We start from the raw sequence: 25077 nt of genomic DNA, 5'->3' as shown, positions 1-25077 counted from the left end.
GCACACAACGCCGTCGTGCGGTGAACGGTCATCCTGGCGCGACGAAAGGTACCGCTGAATCAGCGCCGCAGAGCGCGAACCAGCGAATCAAATCTCCCCAGCCCCGCCAGGTCTTCAACCAGTACGACGCCGTCAGGTCCCGCCAGCGGGACCTGCCAGTTGGGATACTGCTCGGCTGTGGTCCCGGGCTGGTTCTGCGTCCGTTCCTCCCCGACGGCGTCAGTCAGCGCCACCCCGAGCAGCACCGACGGCGTCTTCGCGATGAATGAGTGCATCGCTTCGACCGTCTCCTGCACCGTAGAGGGTTCGGTGCCGGTCGTTGAACGGACCAGGGAGAGCACCTGCTCCTGGGCTTCCCGGTCGGCCGCCTTCTCCTCCTTCACGGGCCTGCTCAGCAGTCCGAGCTGCTCCCGCAGTTCGACGTGCCTGCCGGCGAGGTACCCCGCGGTTGGCGGAAGGTCATGCGTGGTGACCGTGGTGAGGCACGCCGTCCGGTACTGCTCCGCGGGGCGGGGCTCTTCGTCGTCGTACTCGAACCACAGAATGGAGGTGCCAAGCACGCCGCGTTCGGCCAGGTATTCCTGCACGCCCGGCTCGAAGACGCCGAGGTCCTCACCGACGACGACGGCCCCGGCCCGTTCAGCCTCCAGCGCGAGGATGCCGATGAGCGCCTCGTGGTCGTAGTACACATACGCGCCGTCGCCGGGCATCTGCCCCTGCGGGATCCACCACAGCCGGAAGAGGCCGAGGATGTGGTCGATTCGGATGCCGCCGGCGTGACGGAGGATGGTGCGCAGCATGTCGCGGTACGCGGCGTAACCGGATTCCGCGAGCCGTTCCGGATGCCACGGCGGCTGCGCCCAGTCCTGGCCCTGTTGGTTGAACATGTCCGGTGGCGCGCCGACGCTGATCCCGGACGCCAGTACGTCGCGCAACGTCCACGCATCCGCACCCGCCGGGTGAACCCCGACAGCTAGATCGTGCATGATGCCGAGGTTCATCCCGGCGTCCATGGCGGCCCGCTGGGCGGCTTCCAGCTGCTCGTCACAGAGCCACTGCAGCCAGGCGTGGAACTCGATACGGTCCGCGAGCTGTGCCCGCTGCGTTTCGAGGAATTCCGGATCATTCCACTCGGGTGCCCCCTCGGGCAGCTTCTCGGCGAGTGCCGACCACAGCGCGAAGTTTTCCAGCCCCGGTCCTGCTTCCTCACGGAATCTGCTGAATGCGTCTTCCCGCTCGGGTGTGCGCGGTACGCCGAAGACAAGCTCGAGCGCCTGCAGCTTGGCTGCGTAGCTCGGATCGCGGTCAATCCTCTCCGCGTTCAGGTTTGCCGCCTCGAACTTCCCCGCCAGATCCCGGATGACCTCGGCGTCAGCGTCGGAGAGTGCCTCGAACTCGGCGATGTTTTCCACACGCAGGTAGATGGGGTTGAAGAACCGCCGGGTACTCGGCAGGTAGGGAGACGCCTCCACCGGCGGCTTGGGCTGGGCAGCATGCAACGGGTTGATCAGTACGAAGCCTGCGTCCTTGGCGGCGGACACCTCCGCGAGGCGTGCGAGGTCGTCGAGGTCACCGATGCCCCATGACGAGCGGGACCTCACGGAGTACAGCTGGGCCATGAGACCCCATGTCCGGGTCAGGCGGTCGGCGGTGCTGAGCTTGCGCGGTGTCAGGACGAGTGCGCAGCTGCTCTCGGTGGAATTGTCAGCGGCGACCAGCGTGTGCCAACCCTGCGGGAGGTCACGCGGGATCTCCACCGTGAAACGGGTGATGCTCTTGCCGTCCACCTCCTGGTTCTTCCCCGCGCCGACGGCCAGTGACCGTTCAGACCCGTCCTCGAGCAGAACGCGGAGGGTCGGTGTACTGCCCGACGGGACGTTTACCGGCACTTCGGTGGCATCGCCCTGCCGGATGACGACGGCGGCGGGCAGTGTCCGCAGCCACGGCGCCACCTCCGCGGCGCTCAGGGAGGCCGCGACGTCGTCGTCCGTTGTGCAGGGAACGCCCAGAGCGGTGAGGACCGCGACGAGAGTTGCATCGCTGACCGTCTGAGGAGTGTCGTCCCAGCCTTTGAAAGTGATTCCGACGCGGTGCTGCTCGGCAAGTTGCTGGAGTGGTGTGAGCTCAGGCATCTTCCTAATCTATTGGCTCCCTCCGGTTTGTGCCTCACGGAGAAGATCCCCTCCCGCCTGAGCGGGAGGGGATCTTCTGTTAATCAGTGAGGAATCGGTGGATTACTGGACGATGGTGAACCCGCCCCAGCCGCCCCCGATTTGGGTGCGGGATCCGGCGAACCCGCCTGTGCCGCTTCCGCGGTAGAGCCACAGAGCTCCGGCGCTGTCGCGGGCCACGAGGTCGCTGTGTGCGTCGGCGGTGCCCCACGCCCCAGGGCCGGTCAGGGTGAACCCGTTCCAGCCGGCGCCGATCTGATTTGCCGTGCCGAAGCCACCGCTGCCGTTACCCCGGTAGAGCCACAGGGCTCCCCCGGAAGTGCGTGCAATGACGTCGGAGTGGCCGTCACCGCTGAAATCGCCGGTGCTGAGGATGGCAGTGAACCCGCCCCATCCGGAACCGGGCTGGGTGCGTGCGCCCCAACCACCGGCGCCGTTACCCGGGTAGAGGTACAGCCGTCCCCCACTGTCGCGGGCGAGCAGGTCGACCTTCTTGTCTCCATTGAAGTCACCCGGCGTAACGAGGGCAGTCATGCCGCCCCAGCCCGAGCCGATCTGGACGCCGCCGTTGATCCTGCCGGTGCCGGTTCCGGTGTAGAGCCAGAGCCGTCCGGACGTGTCGCGGGCCATGATGTCAGAGTGTCCATCGCCGTTGAAGTCACCCGGTTGCAGGATGGCGTTCATCGAGCCCCATCCGCTGCCGATCTGAACCCGGGTTCCAAAACCGCCGGCTGAAGTCGACGGGTAGAGCCAAAGCCGTCCACCGGAGTCACGTGTCACCAGGTCAGGATTGCCGTCGCCGTTCATGTCCTTCTGCTTGGCGGCGGGCGGTGGCGGCGGTGGCGGCGGTGGCGATGCCGGACCAATGCGCCACGTATAGGTGGCGTTGGCCCCAATGTTCCCCGCGACGTCGGTAGCCCGGACGTTGAACGTGTAGTCCCCGTTCAGCTGCTGGTCATAGGTATGCGGTGAGGTGCAGGTGCGCCACGTTGCGTTACTCGGCTGCAGTTGGCATTCGAACGTCGCCTGAGCTTCACCGGTGAAAGTGAACGAGGGGGTGTTGCTCGCGCTCGGATTCGACGGAGTGTTCGTCAGGGTTGTGACGGGTGCTGTGGTGTCCACTGTGATCGCAAGGGCGCCCGAGTCGAGTGCCGCCGTCGTTTCCGTTGCGGGGATCCTGGCCACAACGCGATTGGTGCCCGCGAGTAGTGCCACGGTCGGCGTCAGCGAGTACGTGCCGTCGGTGGCGACAGCGGTCACACCGGTGGGAGTTCCGTTGACGACCAGTTCCACCGTGGACCCTGCAGCAGCCGTCCCGGTGAACGTCGGCGTGGTCGCGTTGGTGATGTTGTCTGTATTGGACCGTCCAGTGTCGCTGGCAACGGCGAGGTCCGGCGTTGACGGCGCGCCATCGACGCTGCTGTCAATCACGCCCTGGATCGCGAATGTGCTGACCCTTAAGACATTCACACCGGTTCCGCCTGCGTTCGGGCCTACAACCTCAACGTAGTTGTGCCCGGAGGGGGCACCCTCGATGGGCCCTGGAGTTGCGATGCTGCCCAGAGCCCCAGCAGGTGCGTTTGTCTGACGAATGAAGGGCGCCGTGCTGCCCGGTCCGCCGTAATCGCCCAGGAACGCGTTCCTGGCCAGATCAAAGTTGCACGGGGTACCGCAGACACCCTCGTCAATAGTGACGTTGATGTCGTTTGGACGGTTGGTGTTGTGACCCGCCCGGAAGACGTGCACACCGTAGGGGTGGGTGATCGTGTAGTCGGCGCCGTTGACCAGCCCGGACAAACGGAAACGCAGACGAGCGAAGGCGATTTGCGTGCCGACTGCTGCTTCTTCGCCCGTGTGTGCAGCTTCCAGCGCTGCCTCGTAGAGCCCGAGGTTCCCGCCGGACGCCTCGGCAGCGAACCAGAATGCTTCACCCGGGAAGTTGCCGGGATAGGAAATGGGCTCACCCGGGTTGGGCAGTTCAGCCAGGCACCCTTCAGCCGGGTCGACGCAGAGCTTCAGGCGAACATTCCCGTCCGAGTACCAGTCAGGAAAGCCGTCGGCGTCTTCGGCTGTAACCGGGGCGAAGGAAACCAGCTCCGCCTGGGCGGGAGTGGCAGCGAGCGGCGCAAGGGCCGTGATGAGAAGTGCACTGGTAAGGACAGATGATGTGAGACGAATCGTGCGGCGCCCTCCGGGGGGATCAGCCGCATATGGATGGTTGGACATTTCAGAGCTCCCTCGTTTCAGAACCGAAACCATGCTTACTACCGGCTCGGTTCGCCCACTTTGCGCTCTACTCCTTGGACAATTCTTGGAGATCCACCGAGGTCGTTCCGGGAATCGGGGATGTGTCGCTAGGATGCACTTTTGCTACTCCGGAGTAGCATTAGTTCATCGCCGGGTTCCGGCTGGCGGGCCCTGCCGTTGAAGGGGGCTGCCATGAGCGCCGAAGCACTTCAGGAAAACGTCAACGAGCGCAAATCCAGGGAGGTGGCCGAGTCCGCCAGGGAAACGGAATGGACGCGGCCGAGCTTCGCCAAAGGGCTCTACCTGGGCCGCTGCGATATTTCGCTGATTCATCCCCGCCCCTCCTCCACTTACACCGGGAACGACGACGGCGAAGAGTTCCTCTCGCGGCTCTCCACAGTTCTTGCGACCATGGACGGGCAGTTGATCGAACGGGACTCCCGCATCCCAGACGAGTACCTTCGGGAGCTGGCCTCCCTGGGGGTCTTCGGCATCAAGATCCCGAAAGATTACGGCGGACTTGGACTGTCTCTGGCCTACTACGGACGAGCACTGATGCTGCTCACCTCCGTCCACCCCAGCCTTGGCGCCCTCGTCTCTGCACACCAGTCCATCGGGGTGCCCGAGCCTGTCCGTATGTTCGGCACGCCGGAACAGAAGAGCGAGTATCTCCCCCGCTGCGCCTCCGGCGCGATCTCGGCTTTCCTGCTCACCGAACCCGATGTCGGGTCCGACCCCGCCCGTCTGAGCGCCACTGCCACCCGCAATGACGACGACGGCACGTATGTACTCAACGGCAGCAAGCTCTGGACCACCAACGGAGTGATCGCCGAACTGGTGGTGGTGATGGCGAAGGTGCCCGCACACAGCGGCGGCCCGGGCGGCATCTCCGCCTTCGTGGTGGAAGCGGATACACCTGGTATTACGGTGACGCACCGCAACGCCTTTATGGGTCTGCGCGGGATTGAGAACGGCGTCACCCGATTTGAGAACGTTCGGATACCGGTCGCGAATCGTCTGGGCAAGGAGGGACAGGGGCTCAAGATCGCGCTGACTACCCTGAACACCGGCCGGCTCTCCATCCCTGCGAACTGCGCTGCGGCGGGCAAATGGTCGCTCAAGATTGCACGCGAATGGTCGAACGCCCGGGTGCAGTGGGGCAGGCCGATCGGCAAGCATGAGGCGGTCGCTCAGAAGATTTCGTTCATCGGTGCGACCACGTTCGCCCTCGAGTCCGTCTTCGAACTCTCGGCGGCCCTCGCTGATTCCGGGCAGAAGGACGTCCGAATTGAAGCCGCGCTGGCCAAGCTGTGGTCCAGCGAAATGGCCTACCGCATTGCCGATGAACTGATGCAGATTCGCGGCGGCAGGGGGTACGAGACGGCTGCCTCCCTCAAAGCACGCGGGGAACGGGCCGTTCCGATCGAACAGCAACTGCGCGATCTGCGGATCAACCGGATCTTCGAGGGCTCCTCGGAGATCATGCACCTGCTCATCGCCCGGGAGGCGGTCGACGCCCACCTTGCCGCGGCAGGTGACCTCGCGTCGTCGGACGCTGACCTGTTAGCGAAGGCGAAGGCAGCGGCCGGGGCCAGCAGCTTCTATGCGGGCTGGTTACCGCAGCTGCTTGCCGGCCCGGGCCTTTCCCCGCGTTCCTACACCGGTTTCGGGCGGCTCGCCGGGCATGTGCGTTACGTTGAGCGGGCGTCGCGGCGCCTTGCCCGACATACGTTCCTTGGAATGGCGCGATGGCAGGCCAAGCTCGAGCACCGGCAGGTGTTCCTGGGGCGCATCGTTGACATCGGAGCGGAACTGTTCGCAATGGCTGCAACCTGCGCACACGCCAAGCACCTCGAGGGCCAGGGGAGGCGGGAAGCAACTGATCTCGCGGATGCCTTCTGCCGGCAATCACGGTTGCGGATCGAGCAGCTCTTCACCGATCTGTGGAAGAACTCCGACAGCGCGGATTACCGGCTTGCGCGAAGTGTCCTTGACGGCCGTCATGAGTGGCTCGAGGAGGGCGTCCTCGACCAGTCGGAGGGAACCGGCCCGTGGATCGCCGAATGGGACGGAACGTCTTCAGCCAGGGAGGACCTGCACAGAAAGTACCGCTGAGTCACCGCACCCACTCGTGTGGAGCGGGGCGGCGGGTGCTGGGCAGGGCCGTATTCACGCGCCAGTCGTGAATCCACTCCGGGAGTGCCATATCCTCCGGCGGGTTCCCGAACGCCTCGAAGATTTCAGCGTTCGCCACGGGTCCCTGGGCGCTGAGCAGGCGGGTAGCGATGTAGGCACGCGCGTAGATTTCGTCGTCGTTCACCATGCGCTGTTCAAAGTAGATGGCGCGCTCATCGAAGCCCATAATGCGCGTCTCAATGCTGTAGCGCTGACCTAGCTGAAGCGACTTTCGGAACGTGATGGTCTCTGCGTTGACCACCGGACTCCAGCCTTTGCGGCGCATCATCTTCCAGACTCCACTTCGGATCATCAAGTCGAACCTGCCGAGATCCATCAGTGAGAGGTACATGCCGTTGTTGACGTGCATGGCGATGTCAATGTCAGTGAGCCGAACCCGCAGCGGCAGGGACGCCGGGGCCCAGATACTCAGGGGCGGTCGGCGCCGGGAAGCGAACAGGATCCAGAGTGTCCGGAAAAACAGGTGCATTCTGCCATATTACCGGCGGGTAACCATTCAGTTGGATCGTGAGACAGCTCACCTTATTAGCCATGCAGTGTGGCTTCTTGGAATAGTGGACGGCTGCACTCAGCCAACTCCAAGGAAAATGTGAGAGGAACCCATGACTGACCAGACCTGGCAATACCTTGCCATGGCGCTTTACATGCTCGCCATGCTGGGAATCGGCTGGTACGCCTACCGGAGAACGTCCAACCTCGATGACTACATGCTCGCCGGCCGTGGGCTCAAGCCGGGTGTTGCAGCGCTCAGTGCGGGAGCCTCCGACATGTCGGGGTGGCTGCTGCTCGGACTTCCCGGCGCGATTTACCTGTCCGGCCTGATTGAGGTCTGGATCGCTATCGGCCTGACCATCGGCGCGTGGCTGAACTGGAAGTTCGTTGCGCCGCGGTTGCGCAGCTACACGGAGGTGTCGAACAATTCGATCACCGTGCCCAGCTTCCTTGAGAACCGGCTGAAGGACCGTTCGCGGCTTCTCCGCATCGTCTCCGGCATCATCATTTTGGTGTTCTTCACGTTCTACGTTTCCTCCGGCATGGTTGCCGGCGGCGTCTTCTTCGAGTCTTCCTTCAACTCGAACTACACCCTCGGAATGATCATCGTCGCGGCCGTCACTATTGCCTACACGCTGTTTGGTGGCTTCATGGGCGCAACGTTCACCGACGTAGCCCAGGGACTTCTCATGCTGGTCGCGCTGATCGTCGTGCCGATCATCGGCTTCGTCCAGGTGGGCGGCTTCACCGGAATGACCGAGTCGATCAGCGCGGTCGACCCGTCCATGCTCAACTTCGTGGCCGGTGGTTCTGTCCTGGCCATCATCTCCGCGGCTGCCTGGGGGCTCGGCTACTTCGGCCAGCCGCACATCATTGTCCGATTCATGGCGCTGCGCAGCCCGCAGGACGCCGTTGCCGGACGTAGGATCGGTATCAGCTGGATGGTCCTGACTGTTCTCGGTGCAGTTGCTACCGCGCTGGTGGGCATCGCCTACTTCCAGCAGAACCCCCAGCTCACGCTTGCTGACCCTGAGGCCGTTTTCCTTTCGCTGTCACAGGCGTTCTTCCACCCGTTCGTTGCCGGGATCGTCCTCGCGGCGGTGCTCGCGGCAATCATGAGCACAATCTCGTCGCAGCTCGTGGTGTGTTCCTCCGCGCTGGTCGAAGACCTCTACAACATGGTCTCCAAGAAGACCCTCACCGCCAAGCAGGGCGTGATCCTGGGTCGCCTCGGCGTGCTGGTCGTCGCGATCGTAGCGATCATGCTGGCCTCCGGCCGCAACGAGTCCATCCTCTCGCTGGTCGCGTTCGCATGGGCCGGTTTCGGTGCCTCCTTCGGCCCTGCCGTGCTGCTGTCGCTGTTCTGGCGGAAGCTGACCATGCCCGGCGCGCTATCCGGGATGGTCGTCGGCGCCGCAATCGTCTTTGCGTGGGGCAACTCCCCGCTCTCGTCCACGATGTACGAGATTGTGCCGGCATTCATCGCCAACCTGGTTGTCGCCGTCGTAGTCAGCCGGCTGACCTGGAAGCCGAACGCGGAGATAGAAGCCGAGTTCGATGAGGCCGTCCGCGGTGTCTCCGAGCGCAAGGAACCGGTCACGGTCTCCTGATCGAAATTTCCTGATCACGTTCCCACTTCGCGTCTACATCGGCTCCCCGGTTGCTGCGGCTTCCGGGGAGCCGCAGTACGTTCAGGACAAGAACCAGAACGACGACGGCGCACTCACCAGCCGCTGCGCGTCGGCGTATGCCCCTTCCGCGCTTCTTCCGGCATCGGCATTTCAGCCCGAAAACCAAGAAGCCGGATGGGCCGCCCCGGTTCGATCTTCCCCACGAGGTCGAGGGCACTGGCCACCACCACGTCTCGATCAAACGTTTCGGGAATCCGCTTCGCATACGTCTTGGTGAAGAACGGCGCGTACCGCACCTTCAGAGTCAGCCCGATCACCGGGCGACCCTCAGCGGCGACGTCCTCAAGGACCCGCGCAACGAGTTCCCGAACGGCGTCGTCCACCTGCGCGGAATCGGTCAGATCCTGCTGGTAGGTGGTCTCGCGGCTGTGCCCGCGTGGGATCCAGGGAGTGTCATCGACCACCCGCTCGCCGTCGCCGCGTCCAAGTTGGGCGTACCACGGGCCCATCTTTGGCCCGAATTCCGGCACGAGGTCCTGAGGATCACAGGCGGCAAGCTGCGCGACGGTCGTGATGTCGAGCCCGGCCAGACGGCGGGAAACCTTGGGTCCGACACCCCACAGGTCAATGGTGGGCCGGTCCCCCATCACGTCCAGCCAGTTGTCCACGGTGAGGCGGAAAACTCCTGCCGGCTTGGCGAACCCCGTGGCGATCTTGGCCCGCACAAGCGTGTCGCCGATACCGACGCTGCAGTGCAACTGCGTTCTCTCAAGCACCGCATCCTGCACGCGGCGGGCGTATGCCTCCGGGTCCTCCGTCTCAACTCCCACGAACGCTTCATCCCAGCCAAGCACCTGGACGATGGCACCCGGTTGAGCGCGCAGCGTGGCCATGACCGTCTCCGAGACGGCGAGGTACGCCTCGGAATCAACAGGCAGGATCACTGCCTCCGGTATCTTGCGCGCGGCGACGCGCAAAGGCATTCCGGAGCCGACGCCGAACGCACGGGCCTCGTAGGACGCAGTCGAGACCACCGCGCGCTCCGTGGGATCACCGCGACCACCCACTATCACCGGCTTCCCTGCCAGTTCGGGCCGCCGCAGCACCTCGACCGCAGCGATGAACTGGTCCAGATCAACGTGCAGCACCCATGGGTTGTGGCCTTGACTCACGGTCCCAGTGTGCCTGCCCGTTCCTTCCTGCACCACCATGTCTCCGAGACGTTCGTCCGACATCGGATTGACGCACCACGGTCCCAACTAGAAAGCTGGGGTAAAACGCATGCACCACCGACCGATACGAGGAGAACATGACTGACGCAGCGGCACCAACCATCGAGCTCCTCAGCGGTGTGTCCATACCGGTACTCGGACTGGGCACCTGGCCGCTCGATGATCAGGAGGCAGCCGGCGCCGTCGAGAAGGCCGTCTCCGCGGGGTACCGCCTGTTCGACACGGCGGAGAACTACGGCAATGAAGCCGGCGTCGGTGAAGGGATCCGGCGGTCCGGGATCGAGCGGGACCAGGTGTTCATCACCACCAAGTTCAACAAGCAGTGGCATAGCCTCGACGGCGTCCGGAAGGCATTCGAGCAGAGCGCAGCCCGGTTGGGTGTCGACTACATCGACCTCCTGCTGGTGCACTGGCCCAATCCCGATCAGGACCGCTACGTCGACGCAGTGAAGGGACTCGCGGCGCTGCGCGAGGACGGCCTGATTCGGGCTATCGGCGTCTCCAACTTCAAGCCGACGCATCTGCAGCACGTCCTCGACGAGGGACTCGTGCCGGACGTAAACCAGATTCAACTCGATCCCCGCCACACGCGGGCTGACTCGCGGGAATTCCACGCCCAGCATGGAATCGTCACCGAGTCATGGAGTCCGCTCGGGAAAGGCGGCGACCTGCTGCAGGATCCGGCCGTGGATCGTCTCGCCGACAAGTACGGCATGACGCCGGCGCAGATCGTCCTGCGGTGGCACCTTCAGCTCGGGCTGGTGGCCATCCCCAAGTCGGCCAACCCGCTACGGATCAAGCAGAACATCAACCTGTTTGGTTTCGAGCTCACCCAGGAGGAGGTGGAGTCCCTGTCCGCCCTGGACACCGGAGACGGCGACACCACCGACTCGGACTCCTTCGGGCACTAGCGGCTACGGCCAGAGGACCTCGCGGCGCCAGCCCTCGCCACTGCGCACATACCGCAGGCGGGTGTGGCGGCGCTCCGGGTCCGCCTGCCAGAACTCCACGCGCTCAGGCGCCACGGTGTAGACCGTCCATGTCGCTGATCCCCTGTGCTCAATCCCGGCGAGTTCGCGCTCGACGGCGGCGCTCACCGACGCCCCCTCGGCAATGACATCGCTCTGCTGCCCGGCGAACACAAGCGCACGTGCGGCGGGATGGCGGCGGCGGAAGTCGGCGTCGTTCTCTTCCACCGTTCCTGGAGTCACGGCGCCACTGACGCGGACCTGGCGGCCCACCGCTTGCCAGAAAAAGGTCAGCGCAGCGTAGGGCGTTCCCTCGAGCTGCCGACCTTTGGGGCTGTCGCTGCTGGTGGCGAAGGAAAAGCCGCGATCGTCGAGGTCCCTGAGGATGACCACGCGGGCGTCAGGGCGGCCGTCGTCGTCGGTTGTCGATACGGTGACCGCGTGAGGGGCGGGGACGCCGTCGTCGATCGCGGCGCCCAGCCACTGGGTGAAAAGGTCCAGCGGGGAAGCGGGTGCGGACGCCGGGTCGAACGGCCGCATCTCCTCGGGAAACACCGGCAGGCCGCGCAGCAGATTCTGGGCTGGTGTGCTCATGCGGACAGCCTACGCCCGTGCCACTTCCGCCAAGCGGGGTAGGGGCCGCGTTGCTAATCTCGAAGGATGTCGTTTCAGCACCCGGAGAACGAACATCATCACGTCGGCACCCGTGACCTGACCCGGTGGGCGACGCCGGTGGGCCGGTTCCTTGTCGCGTGTGTTCGGCCACTGGCGCACTGGATCGGGCCGCGCTGGGCGCTCCTGCTCCTGCTCGCGGTCGGCTTGGGTGCCGCAGTGTCACTCACGGTTGCATCCGCGGAGGTCTACGAAGCCGTCACCGAGGAAGCCGGCATCGCGACGCTTGACCAGCCGGCGCTCGATGCCGCGGTCGCGCTGCGTTCGCCCTGGCTCAACGGTGCGGCGACCGCCTTCACCCATCTGGGTGGGCCGATCGGGATGCCCATCCTGGCCACGTGCGCAGTGCTCGTATTTACTGTGGCCCGCCGCTCCTTCACTCCGTTCATCCTGATGGTGGTCGCCGCCGGGGGCTCGCTGCTGATGACGGTTCTCGGCAAGGATGCCATCGGAAGGCTCCGGCCCGACCTCCGGTTCGCGGTTCCACCGTTCGAGATGTCGCCGTCGTTCCCGAGTGGTCACACCCTCAACGCGGTCGTAATTTCGGGGATCATCGCGTACCTGCTGGTGCTGCGGCAGCATTCCAAGGGTGCTCTGGCGCTGACGATCAGCGCCGCCGTGCTCTTCGCCTTCACCATGGGGCTCACGCGGGTCTACCTCGGGCATCACTGGGTCACCGACGTCGCGGTGGCGTGGACGCTGGGGTTGGCGTGGCTCGCCCTGGTCATCACGGCGCACCGCCTGCTGCTGACGCTCCGGCACACCCGGCGGGAGCGGCGGGCGCATTCCTAGGGCTGCGCCTCTTTCTCCAGCCGAACGTACTCACGCAGCAGTTCCAGGGCATGGGTATTCCCCTCGGTCTCCAGAGCCTCCTCCATCGACTCCGCCAGAGCCTCACCGGCAGGGAACGGCGGAAGCAAGGGGACGCCGGCGTCCGTTCGGACGTCCAGTACAAAAGGCCGGTCAGCGGCCAGCGCACGGTCCCAGGCGGGGCCGACGTCGTCGGGGTTCTCCACCCGCATCCCGTCCAGCCCGAGAATTTTCGCGAATCCCGAATAGTCAACGTCGGGGATGTCCTGGCTGTCCTGGAAACGAGGTTCCGATTCGGTTTCGCGTTGTTCCCAGCTGACTTCGGCGAGGTCGAGGTTGTTGAGGATGCAGATGGCGAAGACGGGGTTGGCCCAGCTCTTCCAGAGCCGGCTGACCGTGATCAGCTCGGCCATCCCGGTCATCTGCATGCCGCCGTCTCCGGTGAGCGCCACGACGGGACGGTCCGGGGCTGAGAGCTTCGCCGCGATTCCGTACGGGAGGGAGCATCCCATGCTCGCCAGCGTGCTCGACAGATGCGCGGGCACGCCGTCTGGCAGGTGCAGCTGGCGGGCATACCAGTAGACGCAACTGCCGACGTCGACTGCCACCTGCGCGTTATCGGGGAGGCGCCCGTTGAGTTCCCGGATAGCGCGCTCCGGGTTCACCGGGTTCGCCGGTGTCATGGCGCGGGCTTCATTGAGCCCCCGCCACGCGTCGATGTGGCGTTCGACGTCGCCGCGCCACCCAATCCGTCCCTCGACAAGCGGCAGGAGCGCGCGGAGGGACTCGGCTGCATCCCCCGTTACCGCCACTTCCACCGGGTATCTGTTTCCGATCGCTTTGGCGTCACTGTCGATCTGCACAGCGCGCGCGGCACCCGGGGGAGGATAGAACTCGGTCCAGGGATCATTGGACCCTACGATGAGCAGGCTGTCGCAGTTCGCCATGACCCACCCGCTGGCGGTGGTGCCCAAATGGCCCATGGTGCCCGCCGCGTAGGGCAGGGTTTCATCGACGTACGGCTTTCCCAGCAGGCTTGTGACGACGGCGGCGCCCAGCTTTTCGGCGAGCGCCATGACCTCTTCCTGCGCTCCCCGCGCTCCTTGCCCGACGAGCAGCGCGAGTTTCGATCCGGCGTTCAGGAGCGCGGCGGCGTCGCGCACGTCCTGCTCCTGCGGGATCACGGTTCCTGGACTCCAGAGCGGAGCGGAGGGGATTACGCCGTGCTCGTGCTTCAGCTCCGGCGCGGACTCCTGCTGTACGTCATGGGGCAGGATGACCACGGCGGGAGACCGGGTGGCGAGTGCCGCCTTGAACGCCCGGTCGATCACCATCGGTGCCTGGTCCGGGCTGTTCACCTGCTGTCGAAAGCCCGAGGCGACGTCCTTGAACAGGCTCTGCAGATCGATCTCCTGTTGATAGGCCGAGCCGAGCACCGTCTGGCTCTGTTGTCCCACTATGGCGACCACGGGCACGCTGTCCATCCGCGCGTCGTACAGGCCGTTAAGGAGGTGCACAGCTCCCGGGCCCTGCGTGGAAAGCACCACCCCGACGCCGCCGGTGTACTTAGCGTGGCCGACCGCCATGAAGGCGGCGTTCTCCTCGTGGCGGGCCTGAACGAACTCCGGCGACCCGGCGCGCCGCAGCGCGCCGAGCACCGGATTGATCCCGTCACCGCTATAACCGAACACCCGGTCAACGCCCCATGCGGTCAACCGTTCGACTACAACGTCAGCTACGAACCGGTCCCCCATCAGCCGGCGACAGGCACGGTTGGCCCAACCGGCCAGCGCAACAGCGCGGCCACCGGCCCCCCGTCCAGCGCGCCTGAGGGGAACAGCGCCACCTCCGCGTCAGTGAGCACCGCCGCACGGAGCAGCGCGGACGGCGCCGGCACCTCCCCGAGTACGGGTACGCCCGCCGTTTCCCCATCCAACTCGGTCGTCCACGGCTCGGCTCCCAGGGCGAGCAGCCGGTGACCGTGAAGGCCCTCGGTTTCGAGGAGCAGGGTCTCCACCTGTGCCTGCTGGAGCGCATGCACCACCGAGCCGATGCCTTCGGTCGACTCAGGGTTGGGCCTGGCCTTCTGGTTGTTCAAGCGCTCAAGCAGTTGGGTCTGTCTGCGAGCGATGCACTCGGCAACCCGCTTGTCGATCTCCTGCGCGTAGGCTTCCTTGTCCGCTCCATCGGTGCGGCTGTGGCTTTCGATGATGGTGAGGATCTCCTTGGACTGCTCACTCAGCTGCTCAGCCACGAGCCCCCTGGCCCGGATGTCTCCGGCCACAACGAGCAGTCTCGCACGGCAGCTGCGAACAATCTGGTCAATCTCACCGGCAATATCGGCGGCGTTGGCCTTCCAGATGCTCTCCGTCCGGTGCTGGTAACGGCCTTGGGACCAGCCTCCGCGCTCTACCTTCTTGAGGTTCTCGGTCGAGCCTTCGACGTGCACCGTGTTGTCATCCTGCAGACCGTTTGCGTGGCGAAGGTGGATTTCACCGCCGTCGCGGCCCACCTCGGCCACCACGTAAGCAAAATCGTCCGGGCGGTGCCAGAGCAGGGGGCACAGATTCGGAATATTGTTCACAGAAGTGAATTCCGGCAGGGCAAGAGGCCCCGGTAGGAACTCGTCCAGTTCCACAGTGCCATTCCCAGCAACGATCAGCCGGGCCACCGGATCCGGCATGCCCTTTGCCGACTGGCGAAGGGCATCAGCCACCGCTTTCCGGTCCTCCTTGGAGGCACCAGCCTCCTCAAGGGCTGTTGCAATGTTCTCGGGGCGGACGTCGTCCGCGTGGAGCGAATCGACCGTCCCGGTGCTGGCATCCGTATAGACGGTGACCCATGGACCAGGCTTCCGGTACAGGTCTGCAAGCGTGTGCAAGGTGCTGGTCACTTCGACTCCTCTTCGTCATTGCTGACTTTTTCCTCGATCGTCTCGGTCAGCGGCCCGTCAACGGTGGTGTCGCTCACCTGCGCCGGGTCGATCCCCGGGTCGTCGTCCGGCAGCGCGTCCTGGACCGTGTTCCCGCCCTCGTCCTCGCCGTCGTCCATCGTTTCGGCCTCGCGCCATTCTTCAGCGCGGGTGGGACGGTTCCCCTGGACCAGCCCCTGCGTTTCGTGTTTGAGCTGATCGTCCAGGTTCGGACCATGGGTGGTATTACCCCGCTCTGCCATGACCTGCCTCCTTCTTCGTCGCGGTCGGTGCCGTCTGACTCGCAAATGCTAAGGTTACTGTCGGTCTATCATTCTCTGAGCTCGAATAAAAGACCCCTCCACCGAGCAGGGCTTAAGATGACATCGCGAACAGGACCTGACCGCTACGCCGACCGTGAAGACGCCGGTCGTCAACTGGCTGTCGCGCTCGAACCGGTGCTGAGCGGCAGCAAACCACCGTTGGTTCTCGGCCTGCCGCGGGGCGGCGTTCCGGTCGCCGCGGTGGTGGCCGATGCGTATGGGGCCCCGCTCGACGTCGTCATGGTGCGAAAGGTGGGCGTACCCCAATTCCCCGAGCTGGCAATGGGCGCAATCGCCTCGATCGGCGGTTCCATCGAGACCGTCCGCAATGCCCATGTCCTGGCTGGCATGAGGGATGCCGATGCAGTCTTCGCCCGTGTGGCGGAGCGCGAGCAGGCTGAACTTCTGCGTCGGGAGCGGCTCTACCGCGGGGGGATGGAACCCCTCACAGTGACCGGGGAGACCGTGGTGATAGTCGACGACGGCGTGGCCACCGGTGCCACGATGCGCGCCGCAGTAGCCGCCCTCAGAAGGGCCGGTGCCGACCGGATCATTGCCGCTGCGCCCGTATTCCTGACCTCCGCTGCAGAAATGGTGGGTGAACTGGTCGACGAATTGATCGGCCCCTGGTCCGCTGAGAACCTGCCGGCGGTGGGCAGTGCCTACCTCCGCTTCGAGCAGGTGCAGGATGAGGAGGTCCAGCGGTTGTTGCGCGAGACGCGCGGGCGTAGTTTGGGGACCATGACGGATTACTCAGACCTCCCCGATTCCTACCGCGCATACCTTGCAGGACTCGATGACAGCACCGCTGCTGCCGTGATGCCCGTCCTCAAGCAGTCCGTGGCCGGGGGCGAACACGGCGTCCTGATTACCACGGGGCTTGGACCCGATACACAGGCCGAGGTCTCCCCCGAGGTCCCCTTCGGTGAGGTCCGCGAGACAGTCCGCTAGCAGGTGTCCCAGAACGACGACGCCCTGACGCCCTGCGGGCCTCTCACCCGTTGCCGCCTTGCGCCCAACCCGGGGCCGATGAGCCTCGACGGTACCAACTCCTACATCGTCACTTCCCCGGAATCACAAACGGTCGTGGTGGTTGATCCGGGCCCGCTGGACGACGCACACCTCGACGCCTTGCAGTCAGCGGGGCCAGTGGATCTGGTGCTCATCACGCACCACCACCGGGACCACACCGAGGCCAGTGCCCGGTTCCATGAATTGACGGGCGCTCCGGTGCGCGCGCTCGACCCCGACTACTGTCACGGCGCCAATTCGCTGGCCGACGGCGAGGTTCTCTCCGCCGGCGGAGTGCGGATCAACGTCCTCGCGACGCCGGGACACACCGCTGATTCAGTATGCTTTCACCTGCCCGACGACGGCCCGGAGGGTTCTGTCCTCACCGGGGATACCATCCTGGGCCGCGGCACCACGGTGCTCAGTTACCCGGACGGGACGCTGGGCGCCTACCTCCGTTCGCTCGACGCGCTCGAGGCGCTAGGAGGCGCGACCGTCCTGCCTGCGCACGGCCCAATACTCCCAAATCTCGGCGACGTCACCCGCGTGTACCGGACGCACCGCCTGGAGCGGCTCGATCAGGTGCGGACTGCGCTCCTGGCGCTTGGCCTCTCAGCCGAACGCGCCGACGTCGGCTCCGTTACCGACCGGGTGTATGCCGATGTCGACCCCTCCGTGCGACGCGCGGCGGAGCAGTCGGTGGCAGCCCAGTTGCACTATCTGCGTGAGGAGCGCAGCTAGCCCCTTCATGGATTCCGCCTCCCGACGGAGGCCCTCTCGATGAAGCGCGCCTCAAGGGTGTGCATAGTCCGTGACGGTGCTGCTCCTTCGATCTCACTGAGCAACGTTTCGGCGGCGCGTGCACCGAGCTCAAGCATTGGCTGCTCGATCATGGTCAGTGGCGGTTCCATCACAGCCGCCCATGAGCTGTCGTCGAATCCGATCAGGGAAACGTCCGAGGGATAGCTGAGCCCGCTGGCTCGCACGGCGCGAAGTGCACCGGTGAGTGCATCGTTTTCCGTACAGAAGAGGGCGGTCACCCGGTCGTCGAGGGACAACATCCGTTCGACGGCCACAGACGCGTTCTTCTCCGTCTTCGGACCTGTCATCACCAGGTCAGCGTTGAAGGGTATCCCGGCGTCGTCAAGGGCATCCAGATAGCCCCTGAGTCTCTCCCCGTCGGTCCACAAGTTCCGTGCAGCGGCTGCGCTCAAAGCGCGGCGCGTCGTCACAGGTTTCTGAACCGGCGGACCCCAGACGAATCCGATACGCCGGTGTCCGTGTTCGATCAGATGGTTGACTGCGCGACGACTCGCCTCCCTGTTATCTATGACAACTGAGTCGAGCGCCAAGTGCTCAACTGCGCGGTCAACCAGAACCACTGGGATGCCGCGATCTACCGCGTCCTGGATGTGCGCTACATCGTCCCGTCCCACGGCGGCCGATGCGATGATCATGCCGTCTACACGTTTGTCGATCAGCACCCCAACGGCGGCCTTCTCCTCCCCGAGATCCTCGTGGGTGCTGAGGACGATGGTGTCGAAGCCCCTCTTGCGGGAAAAGTCGCTGATCCCTCTGGTGACGCCGGCAAAGAATGGGTTGCCGATATCCGCCACGATAAGTCCGAGGGTGTGGCTGACACCGGTCGACATACTGCGTGCGAGCGCGTTTGCACGGTATCCGAGTTTTTCTGCGGCTTTGAGGACCCGTTCCCGCAGTTCCGGACTCACATACCCGTACCCGCCGAGCGTACGAGCCGCTGAGGCGCGCCCTACCCCGGCTTCAGCGGCGACCTCCGAAATAGTGGGAGGAGCGACGCTCCGATCGCGTTCCGCAGCCATTCAGATCATCATTCTGTGTGTAAGTCCGCGCACCCGGCTCAGCATGTCACATCGTAACGGCCGCGTGGGAATCCGCGATACCGTGGCCGAACGCACCCTCCACGAGACACTGTCCGGCGGCGAACGCCGCGCCGGCGAGCAGTGCTTCCCGGATCGTTACCTCAGCGGGCGTTGCCATGCGGCTCCAACCACCTGCTGACAGCGTCACTGCGAAAGCGGTCAGGAAGGCATCTCCGCACCCCATCGTGTCAATGGGCCCGTCCGTGGGAGGTATCGGAGCAGAGGGGGCACTGATGTAAGCCCTCCCGTCATAGACAACTGCCCCCGCTGATCCCCGGGTGCCGAGCGCCACACCGGCACCGTGTCTCACCAGGTCCGCGAGGACCCGGTGGGTCTCATCGAGGGTGAGGCCGGAACACGATATAAGCGCGAGATCAACAGACGGGCAGACCAGGCCAAAGTAGGAGCTGGTGCGGAATTCCGCCTCGCTGGAGAAGTCATAGCTGACCAACGGGCCAACGGCATGCACCTTGGGGAGTTCCTTCTCCGAGCGGGAGTAGACACTCGAATGGACCAGGTCGAATCCGCCGACATAGCTCAGCAGATCATCGTCGAGTTCAAGGGGACTGCTGACGGTGACGCCGCCGCCGTTCCATCCCCCGAAGACCCGATCGCCCTCGACAATGCTGATAGTCGAGACGCCACTCGGCCCGTCCTTGGTGACGGACCTGCTCACGTCCACGCCCTCCGTTTGGAGTGCCTCCTTGATGATGCGGCCGTGCTCGTCCGACCCGAATACTCCCAGGTAGGAAGAATCGACTCCGAGCCGGCGAGCGAACACAGCGTAGTTGACGCAGTTTCCGCCCGGGTAGAGCTTTCGACGGTCGAGGTACCGGTCGATGATATTGTCTCCGAACCCCAGGGCCCTCATGAGCCCTTACCCGTTCGGTAATGGATGTGCTTCATAGCCGCCTTATGTACAGGAGTGCCCGTTCGGTGGAACGGGCACTCGCTTGCTTCGAGAATCAGTATTCGACCACCCGGTAGTAGCGCCGCAGATCCAGGGAGTGGTTGCGTACGCGTTCAAGGTGCTTACTGATTCGGCCGGTGACCGTGTCCAGCACGATGGGAGCGAGCAGACCGCGGAATTCCTCGCTGATCCCATCCAGTGCGTAGTCCTTGGTATCGAGGACGGTGACATCATCAGAGACCCGCCTGACGAACTTCTCGACCCGGTCAGTCAATGCGCGCGTTTCGTCCTCGCCCTGGAAGACGATAACGCTGGTGTCCTTCTCAAGCAGTTCCAGGGAGCCGTGGAAGAACTCGGCGCTGTGAACCCGGGTTGTGCGGAGCCACTGCATTTCCTCGAGGATGCACATCGAGTAGAGGTAGGTGAAACCCCACAGGTTCCCTCCTCCCACCAGGAAGTGGTAGTCCGTATCGGCATGCGCCTCCGCGAAAGCGGCGGCTTGGGGTTCGGCCTGATTGGCCACGTCAACCAGGATCTGCGGGAGTCCCGCCATCTCATCCGCAAACTTTTCATAGCCGGCAAACTCCCCGCGCTCGGAGAGCAGCCGCGTCATGAACAGCAGCATCTGCATGTCGAACGGCCAGGTCTTCGGCTCGGAGATCAAAGCCATGTCCACGGCCTGCGCAATCGGCGAATCGGGGTATCCGGTGAAGGCGATTGTGTACACGCCGCGTTGCTTGCAGTATTCAATAGCGCGCAGGCTGTCGTCGGTGGTTCCGGAAACGGAGGCAAAGACCGCAACGGATTTCTCGCCCAACGTGGCATCTCCCGATGTGATCAGTTCAGCGGCTATCGATGCCTTCACCGGGAGGCTGGTGAGCCGGCGTGCCAAGTGTTCGTAGGGCCACATTGCGGCGTAGGTTCCACCCGCGCCAATCAGAAACAAGTTGTCCAGGCCTTTGGCCGTGAGCGTCCCGACCAGCTCTTCGACCTGGGGGCGGAGGGATACAGCACTGGCGATCTGTTTGCGAAACGCCGACTCGTCGAAACCGAGCATCATTGCGTCCTTTCAAGGGGGTAAGAGGCAGGGCTGCCGATAGAAGGCAATCTGATACCGGTATCAGCCGTTACCGATGCTGGCACACGCTCACAGTGCCCGTCAAGAACCTCCCGACAGTCACCGGAACTTCGTCACCCAGTAAGGACATTGAACCGGCGGAGTAGTAGTTCTTCTCGAGATACGCCCCGGTTTATCCGGGCAGATCCCTCCGGCCTGAGGTGGGACAAACAAAATTCCGACAAGATCTGGTACCGGTACCAGATGATCGGTATAGTCATCGAAATCACAGTCACTCCTCATCCAACGGCGGGTTTGATACTCACGCACCGTGAGCCACGACGGTCCGCACACCCAATAGAAGGACCACCATGCAGAGAAGAGATTCGATAGCGGTTATTGCGCTCGTAGTAGCTTCGGCGCTGGGCCTCAGCGGATGCGCCAGCCAGTCGAGCACCGCTATAGCCGACGTTGGAGTTGAACCGGAGTTCTCCGGCACCCTCAGAATCCTCACGAAGTTCGCGGGTGATCCGCTGGAGCCTTACTTCGAGGACCTTGCTTCTGAATACAAGGAACTCCATCCGGACGTCGAATTCGAGCTCATACAGGAAACTGACCAGAGCATCAAGGACAAGACAAAGACCCTTACAGCCTCCGGGGCGCTCCCGGACATCTACTTCAGCTGGACCGGGGACTGGGCGGAGAACTTCGTCGGGGGCGGGCTTGCCGCCGACCTCACCAGCGTCATCGGGCCAGGCACTGCCTGGGGCGAGACGTTTGGAGAGGCGTCCCTGGACGCATTCAAGTACAACGACAAGTACTACGGAATTCCCCTCTACAACAACGGCAAGTTCATGGGCTACAACAAGGCGGCATTCGAGGAGGCGGGGGTAGGAATTCCGACCACCTTCGAGGAACTTATTGAGAGCTGCGGGCCGCTCCGCGACACCGGCTTTGAACCCATCGCTTTCGGGAACAAGGATGGCTGGCCAGGCTTGCACTATCTGCAGCAGCTCTTCGCCTACAACGTCCCGACCGACGTGCTGAACGCCGACTTCGACCCGGACACCGCGGTGCTTGAGCACGAGGGATACCTCACCTCGCTCAAGCAGTTCAAAACCCTGGTTGAAGAATGCACAGACACAGGTGAAGGTACCAACGGCGTCCTGTACACAACAGCGCAGGAGGCTCTGGCCGGTGGGACAGCAGCGATGTACTACCAGGAGATCCTCGAGTTCGACTCTGTAACGGCGGAGGGGAACACACTGACACCGGAGAACTTCGGAATCTTTAAGCTGCCGGTTCCATCCGGGGCTCTGGGCGATCCGGATGCGATCGAGGGCGCACCCGAGGGATACCTCATCAACGCGAAGTCCCCGCGGGCGGCATTAGCCGTGGACTTCATGAAGTTCGTAACGACGGCGGAAAGCGCTCGTACCCTCTCGTCGCCGCCCTACGGACAGCCGAGTACGGTACTGGGTGCGGTCACCCCCGAGACGTCCAGCGAAGCGGTCTTTGAGGGCATTGAACAGGTCAATGGCGCCTCGCAGATAGTGATCTGGCTCGACACCGTGACTGTGCCCGAGGTTGCGGATGCCTGGCTGGCAGGCGGAGAGGCGATCATCAGTGGCAGCTCGACACCCGAAGAGGTACTCGAGAGCGTTCGCAACGCTTCCAACGCGGCGAAGTAGGCCATGCTGACCGTTGAGGGCGCCCGCACCGAGCGGGTGCGGGTGCCCCAGCCCCACTTACCCCGCCCAAAAACTTCCACGACAGCGCGCTCAGCCGTCAAAATGCTTCTAGGATTCGCCTGGGTCCTTCCGGCCCTGGTTCTCCTCGGTGTGTTCGTCTACCTCCCACTGGTGCAGAACCTCGGCTTCAGCTTTCTTGAGTGGGATATCTACAGCGGCAGCCAGACATTCATTGGCGCTGAGAACTACACAAAGCTCATGAATGACCCGATCTTTTGGTCGGCCCTGGGCAACAACGCGCTGTATGCCGGCATCTCCATCGCTTTCCAGGTGTTCGGCGCCCTCGCACTGGCGGCCGTCATTGAGAGCGTTCGAAGGGAACGCTGGAGGCGGGCGCTACGCGCCGTCTACTTCGTCCCCTCCGCTATCTCACTTACCGTGGCCGGCCTGCTTTTCTACTTCATCTACGAACCGAATCTGGGACTGCTGAATTTCGTCCTGAACGGTGTCGGCCTGAACGCGATGGCCCAACCGTGGCTCGGCCAGGAAAGCACGGCCATGATGGCGGTCATCGCGATGAGTCAATGGCAGGGATTCGGCTACTCGACACTTCTCTTCGCCATCGCGATCCAGCGCATCCCCTCAGAGCTCTACGAAGCGGCATCAATCGACGGCATCGGCACCATCCGCCGGTTCTTCACGGTGACGATGCCCTTGGTGCGGGAGATGACGGGGCTGATGACCATCGTGACCATTTCGGGTGCCTTCCAGGTCTTCAACGAAGTGATGGTGATGACCAGTGGAGGACCGAATAACTCCACCCAGGTCCTGGCCACTTGGCTCTACCGCAGCGGCTTCGTTCGAAACGATTTCGGCTACGCAGCCGCGATCGCCATGGTCATCTTCCTCGTCACACTCGCCATTGCGCTCACGCAGCTCTGGATTACACACAGGAGAAGAGTGGAATGGTAACTAGAATTTCCTTCCTTGGCATCATCGTGAAGGTTTTCATGTGGACCTTCCTCCTCGGCCTGGTCGTAGTCGTGGTCTATCCACTGTTGTGGATGGTGCTGAACGGCTTTAAGGAAAATGCTGAACTCTTTGGGAACCCCTTCGCTCTCCCTCTCACCTGGGACTGGCAGAACTACGTGAACGCATGGAACCGCGGAGTCAGTAACTACCTAATGACCAGCGTGCTCGTCACAGTTACCTCCACGATCGCCACAGTCTTCATCAGCGCGTGGGCGGCATACGGATTGACGCGCGTGAACATTCCCTTCAACAAGGTGATAGTCACGATCATCCTCGGCGGCCTCATGCTGGCTCCGGCGGTTGCGCTTGTACCGCTGGTCAGGATGTTTCAGGGTCTGGGGCTATACAACACTTTCTGGGCGTTGCTTATTCTGTACACAGCATTCCGTATCCCCTTCACCACTTTCCTCATACGCGCATACATGATCGATCTGCCGAGGGAGATCGACGAGGCAGCGGAGGTTGATGGCGCGACCAAATGGACCACGTTCTGGCAGATCATTCTGCCCATGTGCAAACCCATCATCGTCTCGACGATCATCCTGCACATTCTCTTCGCGTGGAATGAGTACCTTTTCGCGATGGTGTTCACGAGCGGTTCGGGCGTACAGACACTCCCTGTAGGGCTGACAAGCCTCATGAGCAAGCATGGGACGGATTACCCGGTTGTGTTTGCCGGCATGGTGATCGCCGCGATCCCCGTGGTGCTGCTCTTCTTCATCGGCCAGCGCTACTTCGTGAAGGGGCTCGCGGATGGCATCGGCAAATAATTCCAAGGCGGTGGCGCATGACCCTGTCGGTTGACCGAATCACCGGCTCGAACTTCTCCTACCAGCACCTGCCTTTCGAGACATTCCTCGACGACATGGTTGGACTCGGCTGGGAAAGGCTGGAGCTATGGGGCGTTGCACCCCACTTTCACATCCCGCAGCTTGATCGCACAGAGCGGCGAACTATTCGCCGCCACCTTGGTGAAAGGCAGCGGGAAGTGCGGTTGCCGGGCTCTAACTGCGCAGGATTGACCCGCTCGCAATGAGCTTGAAGGCAGCGCCTGTGGGGTCTGTCGCGGTGCAAAGTCGGCCGTAGGGCGAATCCTCCGGATCTGAAATCAGGGTGCCGCCGAGTTCCTGGACGCGACCAGCGGCGTCGTCCGTGTTGTCCACCCCGAAGTAGACGCTCCACGCACACGGAGTGCCCTCAGGCAGCAGATTGGCCGCGTCCATGATTCCGGCCTGCTGATCCCCTTCCAACAGACCTGTGGTGTAACGGAAGTCCTCGGTGTCGCTCTCCACCTGCGGCTCCCAGTCCAGAGCTCGTGCGTAGAAGTCGACGCATTGTCGGTACTGCCGTGTCATCAGCTCATGCCAGACGGCGCCGCCGGGTTCACCATGCAGCCCGAAGCCGCGCAGCCTGTCGCCCTGCCACAGTCCGAAGGTTGCTCCGGACGGATCCGCGAGGTGGGCAACGCTGCCTTGGTCCGAGACGGCAAACGGCGCGACCAGAATCTCGGCTCCTGCGAGCGCCGCCTTCTCTGTGAGGGCGCGAACATCCGCGGCAGCGAAGTACGTCATCCAGCCGTCCGGGAAGTCCGATCCCTCGGGCTTCCCGGACAACCCCGCGACTGCCTGACCCTCCTTGAGGAACTTGGTGTAGTGACCGTAATCCGGTCCCATGTCTTCGAGCTCCCAACCGAGCAACCGGCTGTAGAACTGTCCCGATTTCCCGGGATCCGAACTGATGAGGTCGATCCAGCAGGGCGTTCCGTCACGAAAGGTCTCTCGGCTGGGCATGGTTTCTCCTCCTGGCATGTCGGTCGAAGTGA

The 25077-nt window shown here is 63.7% G+C and carries 21 protein-coding genes; 9 read left to right on the top strand and 12 right to left on the bottom strand.

The annotated features are described in order from the left end of the window. Positions 1 to 59: 59 nt before the first annotated feature. A complete protein-coding gene (gene malQ, locus AC5RTB_RS09075) occupies positions 60 to 2132 on the bottom strand; it encodes a 4-alpha-glucanotransferase (RefSeq protein WP_494060737.1) in 2073 nt (690 codons plus the stop codon). Positions 2133 to 2234: 102 nt separating this feature from the next. Beyond that, positions 2235 to 4397, bottom strand: a complete 2163-nt coding sequence (locus tag AC5RTB_RS09070) for an FG-GAP-like repeat-containing protein (RefSeq protein ID WP_494060736.1) — start codon at positions 4395 to 4397, stop codon at positions 2235 to 2237. 213 nt (positions 4398 to 4610) lie between these two features. Here AC5RTB_RS09070 and AC5RTB_RS09065 point away from each other — a divergent pair, with 213 nt between their 5' ends. Beyond that, on the top strand, positions 4611 to 6533 hold the full coding sequence (locus AC5RTB_RS09065; RefSeq protein WP_494060735.1) for an acyl-CoA dehydrogenase family protein: 1923 nt from the start codon (positions 4611 to 4613) through the stop codon (positions 6531 to 6533). A gap of 1 nt (position 6534) precedes the next feature. Here AC5RTB_RS09065 and AC5RTB_RS09060 read toward each other — a convergent pair whose 3' ends face one another. Next, entirely contained in the window at positions 6535 to 7083 is a 549-nt protein-coding gene (locus AC5RTB_RS09060; protein ID WP_494060734.1) for an acyl-CoA thioesterase, read from the bottom strand. A 133-nt stretch (positions 7084 to 7216) separates the two neighbouring features. Here AC5RTB_RS09060 and putP point away from each other — a divergent pair, with 133 nt between their 5' ends. After that, on the top strand, positions 7217 to 8716 hold the full coding sequence (gene putP, locus AC5RTB_RS09055) for a sodium/proline symporter PutP (RefSeq protein WP_494060733.1): 1500 nt from the start codon (positions 7217 to 7219) through the stop codon (positions 8714 to 8716). A gap of 113 nt (positions 8717 to 8829) precedes the next feature. Here putP and AC5RTB_RS09050 read toward each other — a convergent pair whose 3' ends face one another. Continuing rightward, positions 8830 to 9909, bottom strand: coding sequence for a DNA polymerase IV (locus AC5RTB_RS09050; RefSeq protein ID WP_494060732.1), 1080 nt, complete (start codon positions 9907 to 9909; stop codon positions 8830 to 8832). 137 nt (positions 9910 to 10046) lie between these two features. Between AC5RTB_RS09050 and AC5RTB_RS09045 the strand changes: the two genes are divergently transcribed. Next, the gene (locus AC5RTB_RS09045; RefSeq protein WP_494060731.1) at positions 10047 to 10880 is read left to right on the top strand and encodes an aldo/keto reductase; all 834 of its coding nucleotides are present in this window, start codon (positions 10047 to 10049) and stop codon (positions 10878 to 10880) included. A gap of 3 nt (positions 10881 to 10883) precedes the next feature. Here AC5RTB_RS09045 and AC5RTB_RS09040 read toward each other — a convergent pair whose 3' ends face one another. Next, positions 10884 to 11531, bottom strand: a complete 648-nt coding sequence (locus AC5RTB_RS09040) for a pyridoxine/pyridoxamine 5'-phosphate oxidase (protein ID WP_494060730.1) — start codon at positions 11529 to 11531, stop codon at positions 10884 to 10886. 66 nt (positions 11532 to 11597) lie between these two features. Here AC5RTB_RS09040 and AC5RTB_RS09035 point away from each other — a divergent pair, with 66 nt between their 5' ends. Next, positions 11598 to 12401, top strand: coding sequence for a phosphatase PAP2 family protein (locus AC5RTB_RS09035; protein ID WP_494060729.1), 804 nt, complete (start codon positions 11598 to 11600; stop codon positions 12399 to 12401). Here the strand turns inward: AC5RTB_RS09035 and AC5RTB_RS09030 are convergent. From AC5RTB_RS09030 to AC5RTB_RS09020, 3 genes are read right to left on the bottom strand one after another with little or no spacing between them, the layout of a single operon-like run. Further along, a complete protein-coding gene (locus AC5RTB_RS09030; RefSeq protein ID WP_494060728.1) occupies positions 12398 to 14173 on the bottom strand; it encodes a thiamine pyrophosphate-requiring protein in 1776 nt (591 codons plus the stop codon). The two genes, AC5RTB_RS09035 and AC5RTB_RS09030, sit on opposite strands and share 4 nt — an antisense overlap. Further along, positions 14173 to 15312, bottom strand: coding sequence for a baeRF2 domain-containing protein (locus tag AC5RTB_RS09025; RefSeq protein WP_494060727.1), 1140 nt, complete (start codon positions 15310 to 15312; stop codon positions 14173 to 14175). Before AC5RTB_RS09025 ends, AC5RTB_RS09030 begins: the two co-directional genes overlap by 1 nt. Beyond that, positions 15309 to 15593 carry a hypothetical protein gene (locus AC5RTB_RS09020; RefSeq protein ID WP_494060726.1) on the bottom strand — a complete coding sequence of 95 codons (285 nt, stop codon included), beginning with the start codon at positions 15591 to 15593 and terminating at the stop codon, positions 15309 to 15311. The genes AC5RTB_RS09025 and AC5RTB_RS09020 overlap by 4 nt, the downstream gene beginning before the upstream one ends. A 117-nt stretch (positions 15594 to 15710) precedes the next feature. Here AC5RTB_RS09020 and AC5RTB_RS09015 point away from each other — a divergent pair, with 117 nt between their 5' ends. Both AC5RTB_RS09015 and AC5RTB_RS09010 read left to right on the top strand, forming a co-directional pair. Next, a complete protein-coding gene (locus AC5RTB_RS09015) occupies positions 15711 to 16604 on the top strand; it encodes a phosphoribosyltransferase (RefSeq protein WP_494060725.1) in 894 nt (297 codons plus the stop codon). Positions 16605 to 16682: 78 nt separating this feature from the next. Continuing rightward, complete coding sequence (locus tag AC5RTB_RS09010; RefSeq protein ID WP_494060724.1) at positions 16683 to 17405, top strand: MBL fold metallo-hydrolase; 723 nt, start codon at positions 16683 to 16685, stop codon at positions 17403 to 17405. 5 nt (positions 17406 to 17410) lie between these two features. Here AC5RTB_RS09010 and AC5RTB_RS09005 read toward each other — a convergent pair whose 3' ends face one another. The 3 genes from AC5RTB_RS09005 to AC5RTB_RS08995 form a co-directional block, all read right to left on the bottom strand. Beyond that, entirely contained in the window at positions 17411 to 18505 is a 1095-nt protein-coding gene (locus tag AC5RTB_RS09005) for a LacI family DNA-binding transcriptional regulator (RefSeq protein WP_494060723.1), read from the bottom strand. Positions 18506 to 18551: 46 nt separating this feature from the next. Then, positions 18552 to 19436, bottom strand: coding sequence for a PfkB family carbohydrate kinase (locus tag AC5RTB_RS09000; protein WP_494060722.1), 885 nt, complete (start codon positions 19434 to 19436; stop codon positions 18552 to 18554). 94 nt (positions 19437 to 19530) lie between these two features. Continuing rightward, complete coding sequence (locus AC5RTB_RS08995) at positions 19531 to 20535, bottom strand: SIS domain-containing protein (RefSeq protein WP_494060721.1); 1005 nt, start codon at positions 20533 to 20535, stop codon at positions 19531 to 19533. Positions 20536 to 20903: 368 nt separating this feature from the next. Between AC5RTB_RS08995 and AC5RTB_RS08990 the strand changes: the two genes are divergently transcribed. From AC5RTB_RS08990 to AC5RTB_RS08980, 3 genes are read left to right on the top strand one after another with little or no spacing between them, the layout of a single operon-like run. Further along, positions 20904 to 22223 carry an ABC transporter substrate-binding protein gene (locus AC5RTB_RS08990; protein ID WP_494060720.1) on the top strand — a complete coding sequence of 440 codons (1320 nt, stop codon included), beginning with the start codon at positions 20904 to 20906 and terminating at the stop codon, positions 22221 to 22223. A gap of 3 nt (positions 22224 to 22226) precedes the next feature. Further along, positions 22227 to 23195: a carbohydrate ABC transporter permease gene (locus tag AC5RTB_RS08985; protein WP_494060719.1), complete on the top strand. Its 969-nt coding sequence runs from the start codon at positions 22227 to 22229 to the stop codon at positions 23193 to 23195. After that, a complete protein-coding gene (locus tag AC5RTB_RS08980; protein WP_494060718.1) occupies positions 23189 to 24025 on the top strand; it encodes a carbohydrate ABC transporter permease in 837 nt (278 codons plus the stop codon). Before AC5RTB_RS08985 ends, AC5RTB_RS08980 begins: the two co-directional genes overlap by 7 nt. Positions 24026 to 24259: 234 nt before the next feature. Here the strand turns inward: AC5RTB_RS08980 and AC5RTB_RS08975 are convergent, their stop codons facing one another. Then, the gene (locus AC5RTB_RS08975) at positions 24260 to 25045 is read right to left on the bottom strand and encodes a VOC family protein (protein WP_494060717.1); all 786 of its coding nucleotides are present in this window, start codon (positions 25043 to 25045) and stop codon (positions 24260 to 24262) included. Positions 25046 to 25077 lie beyond the last annotated feature (32 nt).

Source organism: Arthrobacter sp. M71 S08 (assembly GCF_059089725.1).
The sequence above is the reverse complement of the archived record's forward strand: the minus strand, read 5'-3'. Positions and strand labels throughout refer to the sequence as shown.

Excerpts from the sequence above, each read along its gene's own strand:
- malQ (WP_494060737.1), bottom strand. The coding sequence starts at position 2,132 with ATGCCTGAGCTCACACCACTCCAGCAACTTGCCGAGCAGCACCGCGTC.
- AC5RTB_RS09070 (WP_494060736.1), bottom strand. The coding sequence starts at position 4,397 with ATGTCCAACCATCCATATGCGGCTGATCCCCCCGGAGGGCGCCGCACG.
- AC5RTB_RS09065 (WP_494060735.1), top strand. The coding sequence starts at position 4,611 with ATGAGCGCCGAAGCACTTCAGGAAAACGTCAACGAGCGCAAATCCAGG.
- AC5RTB_RS09060 (WP_494060734.1), bottom strand. The coding sequence starts at position 7,083 with ATGCACCTGTTTTTCCGGACACTCTGGATCCTGTTCGCTTCCCGGCGC.
- putP (WP_494060733.1), top strand. The coding sequence starts at position 7,217 with ATGACTGACCAGACCTGGCAATACCTTGCCATGGCGCTTTACATGCTC.
- AC5RTB_RS09045 (WP_494060731.1), top strand. The coding sequence starts at position 10,047 with ATGACTGACGCAGCGGCACCAACCATCGAGCTCCTCAGCGGTGTGTCC.
- AC5RTB_RS09040 (WP_494060730.1), bottom strand. The coding sequence starts at position 11,531 with ATGAGCACACCAGCCCAGAATCTGCTGCGCGGCCTGCCGGTGTTTCCC.
- AC5RTB_RS09035 (WP_494060729.1), top strand. The coding sequence starts at position 11,598 with ATGTCGTTTCAGCACCCGGAGAACGAACATCATCACGTCGGCACCCGT.
- AC5RTB_RS09030 (WP_494060728.1), bottom strand. The coding sequence starts at position 14,173 with ATGGGGGACCGGTTCGTAGCTGACGTTGTAGTCGAACGGTTGACCGCA.
- AC5RTB_RS09020 (WP_494060726.1), bottom strand. The coding sequence starts at position 15,593 with ATGGCAGAGCGGGGTAATACCACCCATGGTCCGAACCTGGACGATCAG.
- AC5RTB_RS09015 (WP_494060725.1), top strand. The coding sequence starts at position 15,711 with ATGACATCGCGAACAGGACCTGACCGCTACGCCGACCGTGAAGACGCC.
- AC5RTB_RS09010 (WP_494060724.1), top strand. The coding sequence starts at position 16,683 with ATGAGCCTCGACGGTACCAACTCCTACATCGTCACTTCCCCGGAATCA.
- AC5RTB_RS09005 (WP_494060723.1), bottom strand. The coding sequence starts at position 18,505 with ATGGCTGCGGAACGCGATCGGAGCGTCGCTCCTCCCACTATTTCGGAG.
- AC5RTB_RS09000 (WP_494060722.1), bottom strand. The coding sequence starts at position 19,436 with ATGAGGGCCCTGGGGTTCGGAGACAATATCATCGACCGGTACCTCGAC.
- AC5RTB_RS08995 (WP_494060721.1), bottom strand. The coding sequence starts at position 20,535 with ATGATGCTCGGTTTCGACGAGTCGGCGTTTCGCAAACAGATCGCCAGT.
- AC5RTB_RS08990 (WP_494060720.1), top strand. The coding sequence starts at position 20,904 with ATGCAGAGAAGAGATTCGATAGCGGTTATTGCGCTCGTAGTAGCTTCG.
- AC5RTB_RS08985 (WP_494060719.1), top strand. The coding sequence starts at position 22,227 with ATGCTGACCGTTGAGGGCGCCCGCACCGAGCGGGTGCGGGTGCCCCAG.
- AC5RTB_RS08980 (WP_494060718.1), top strand. The coding sequence starts at position 23,189 with ATGGTAACTAGAATTTCCTTCCTTGGCATCATCGTGAAGGTTTTCATG.
- AC5RTB_RS08975 (WP_494060717.1), bottom strand. The coding sequence starts at position 25,045 with ATGCCCAGCCGAGAGACCTTTCGTGACGGAACGCCCTGCTGGATCGAC.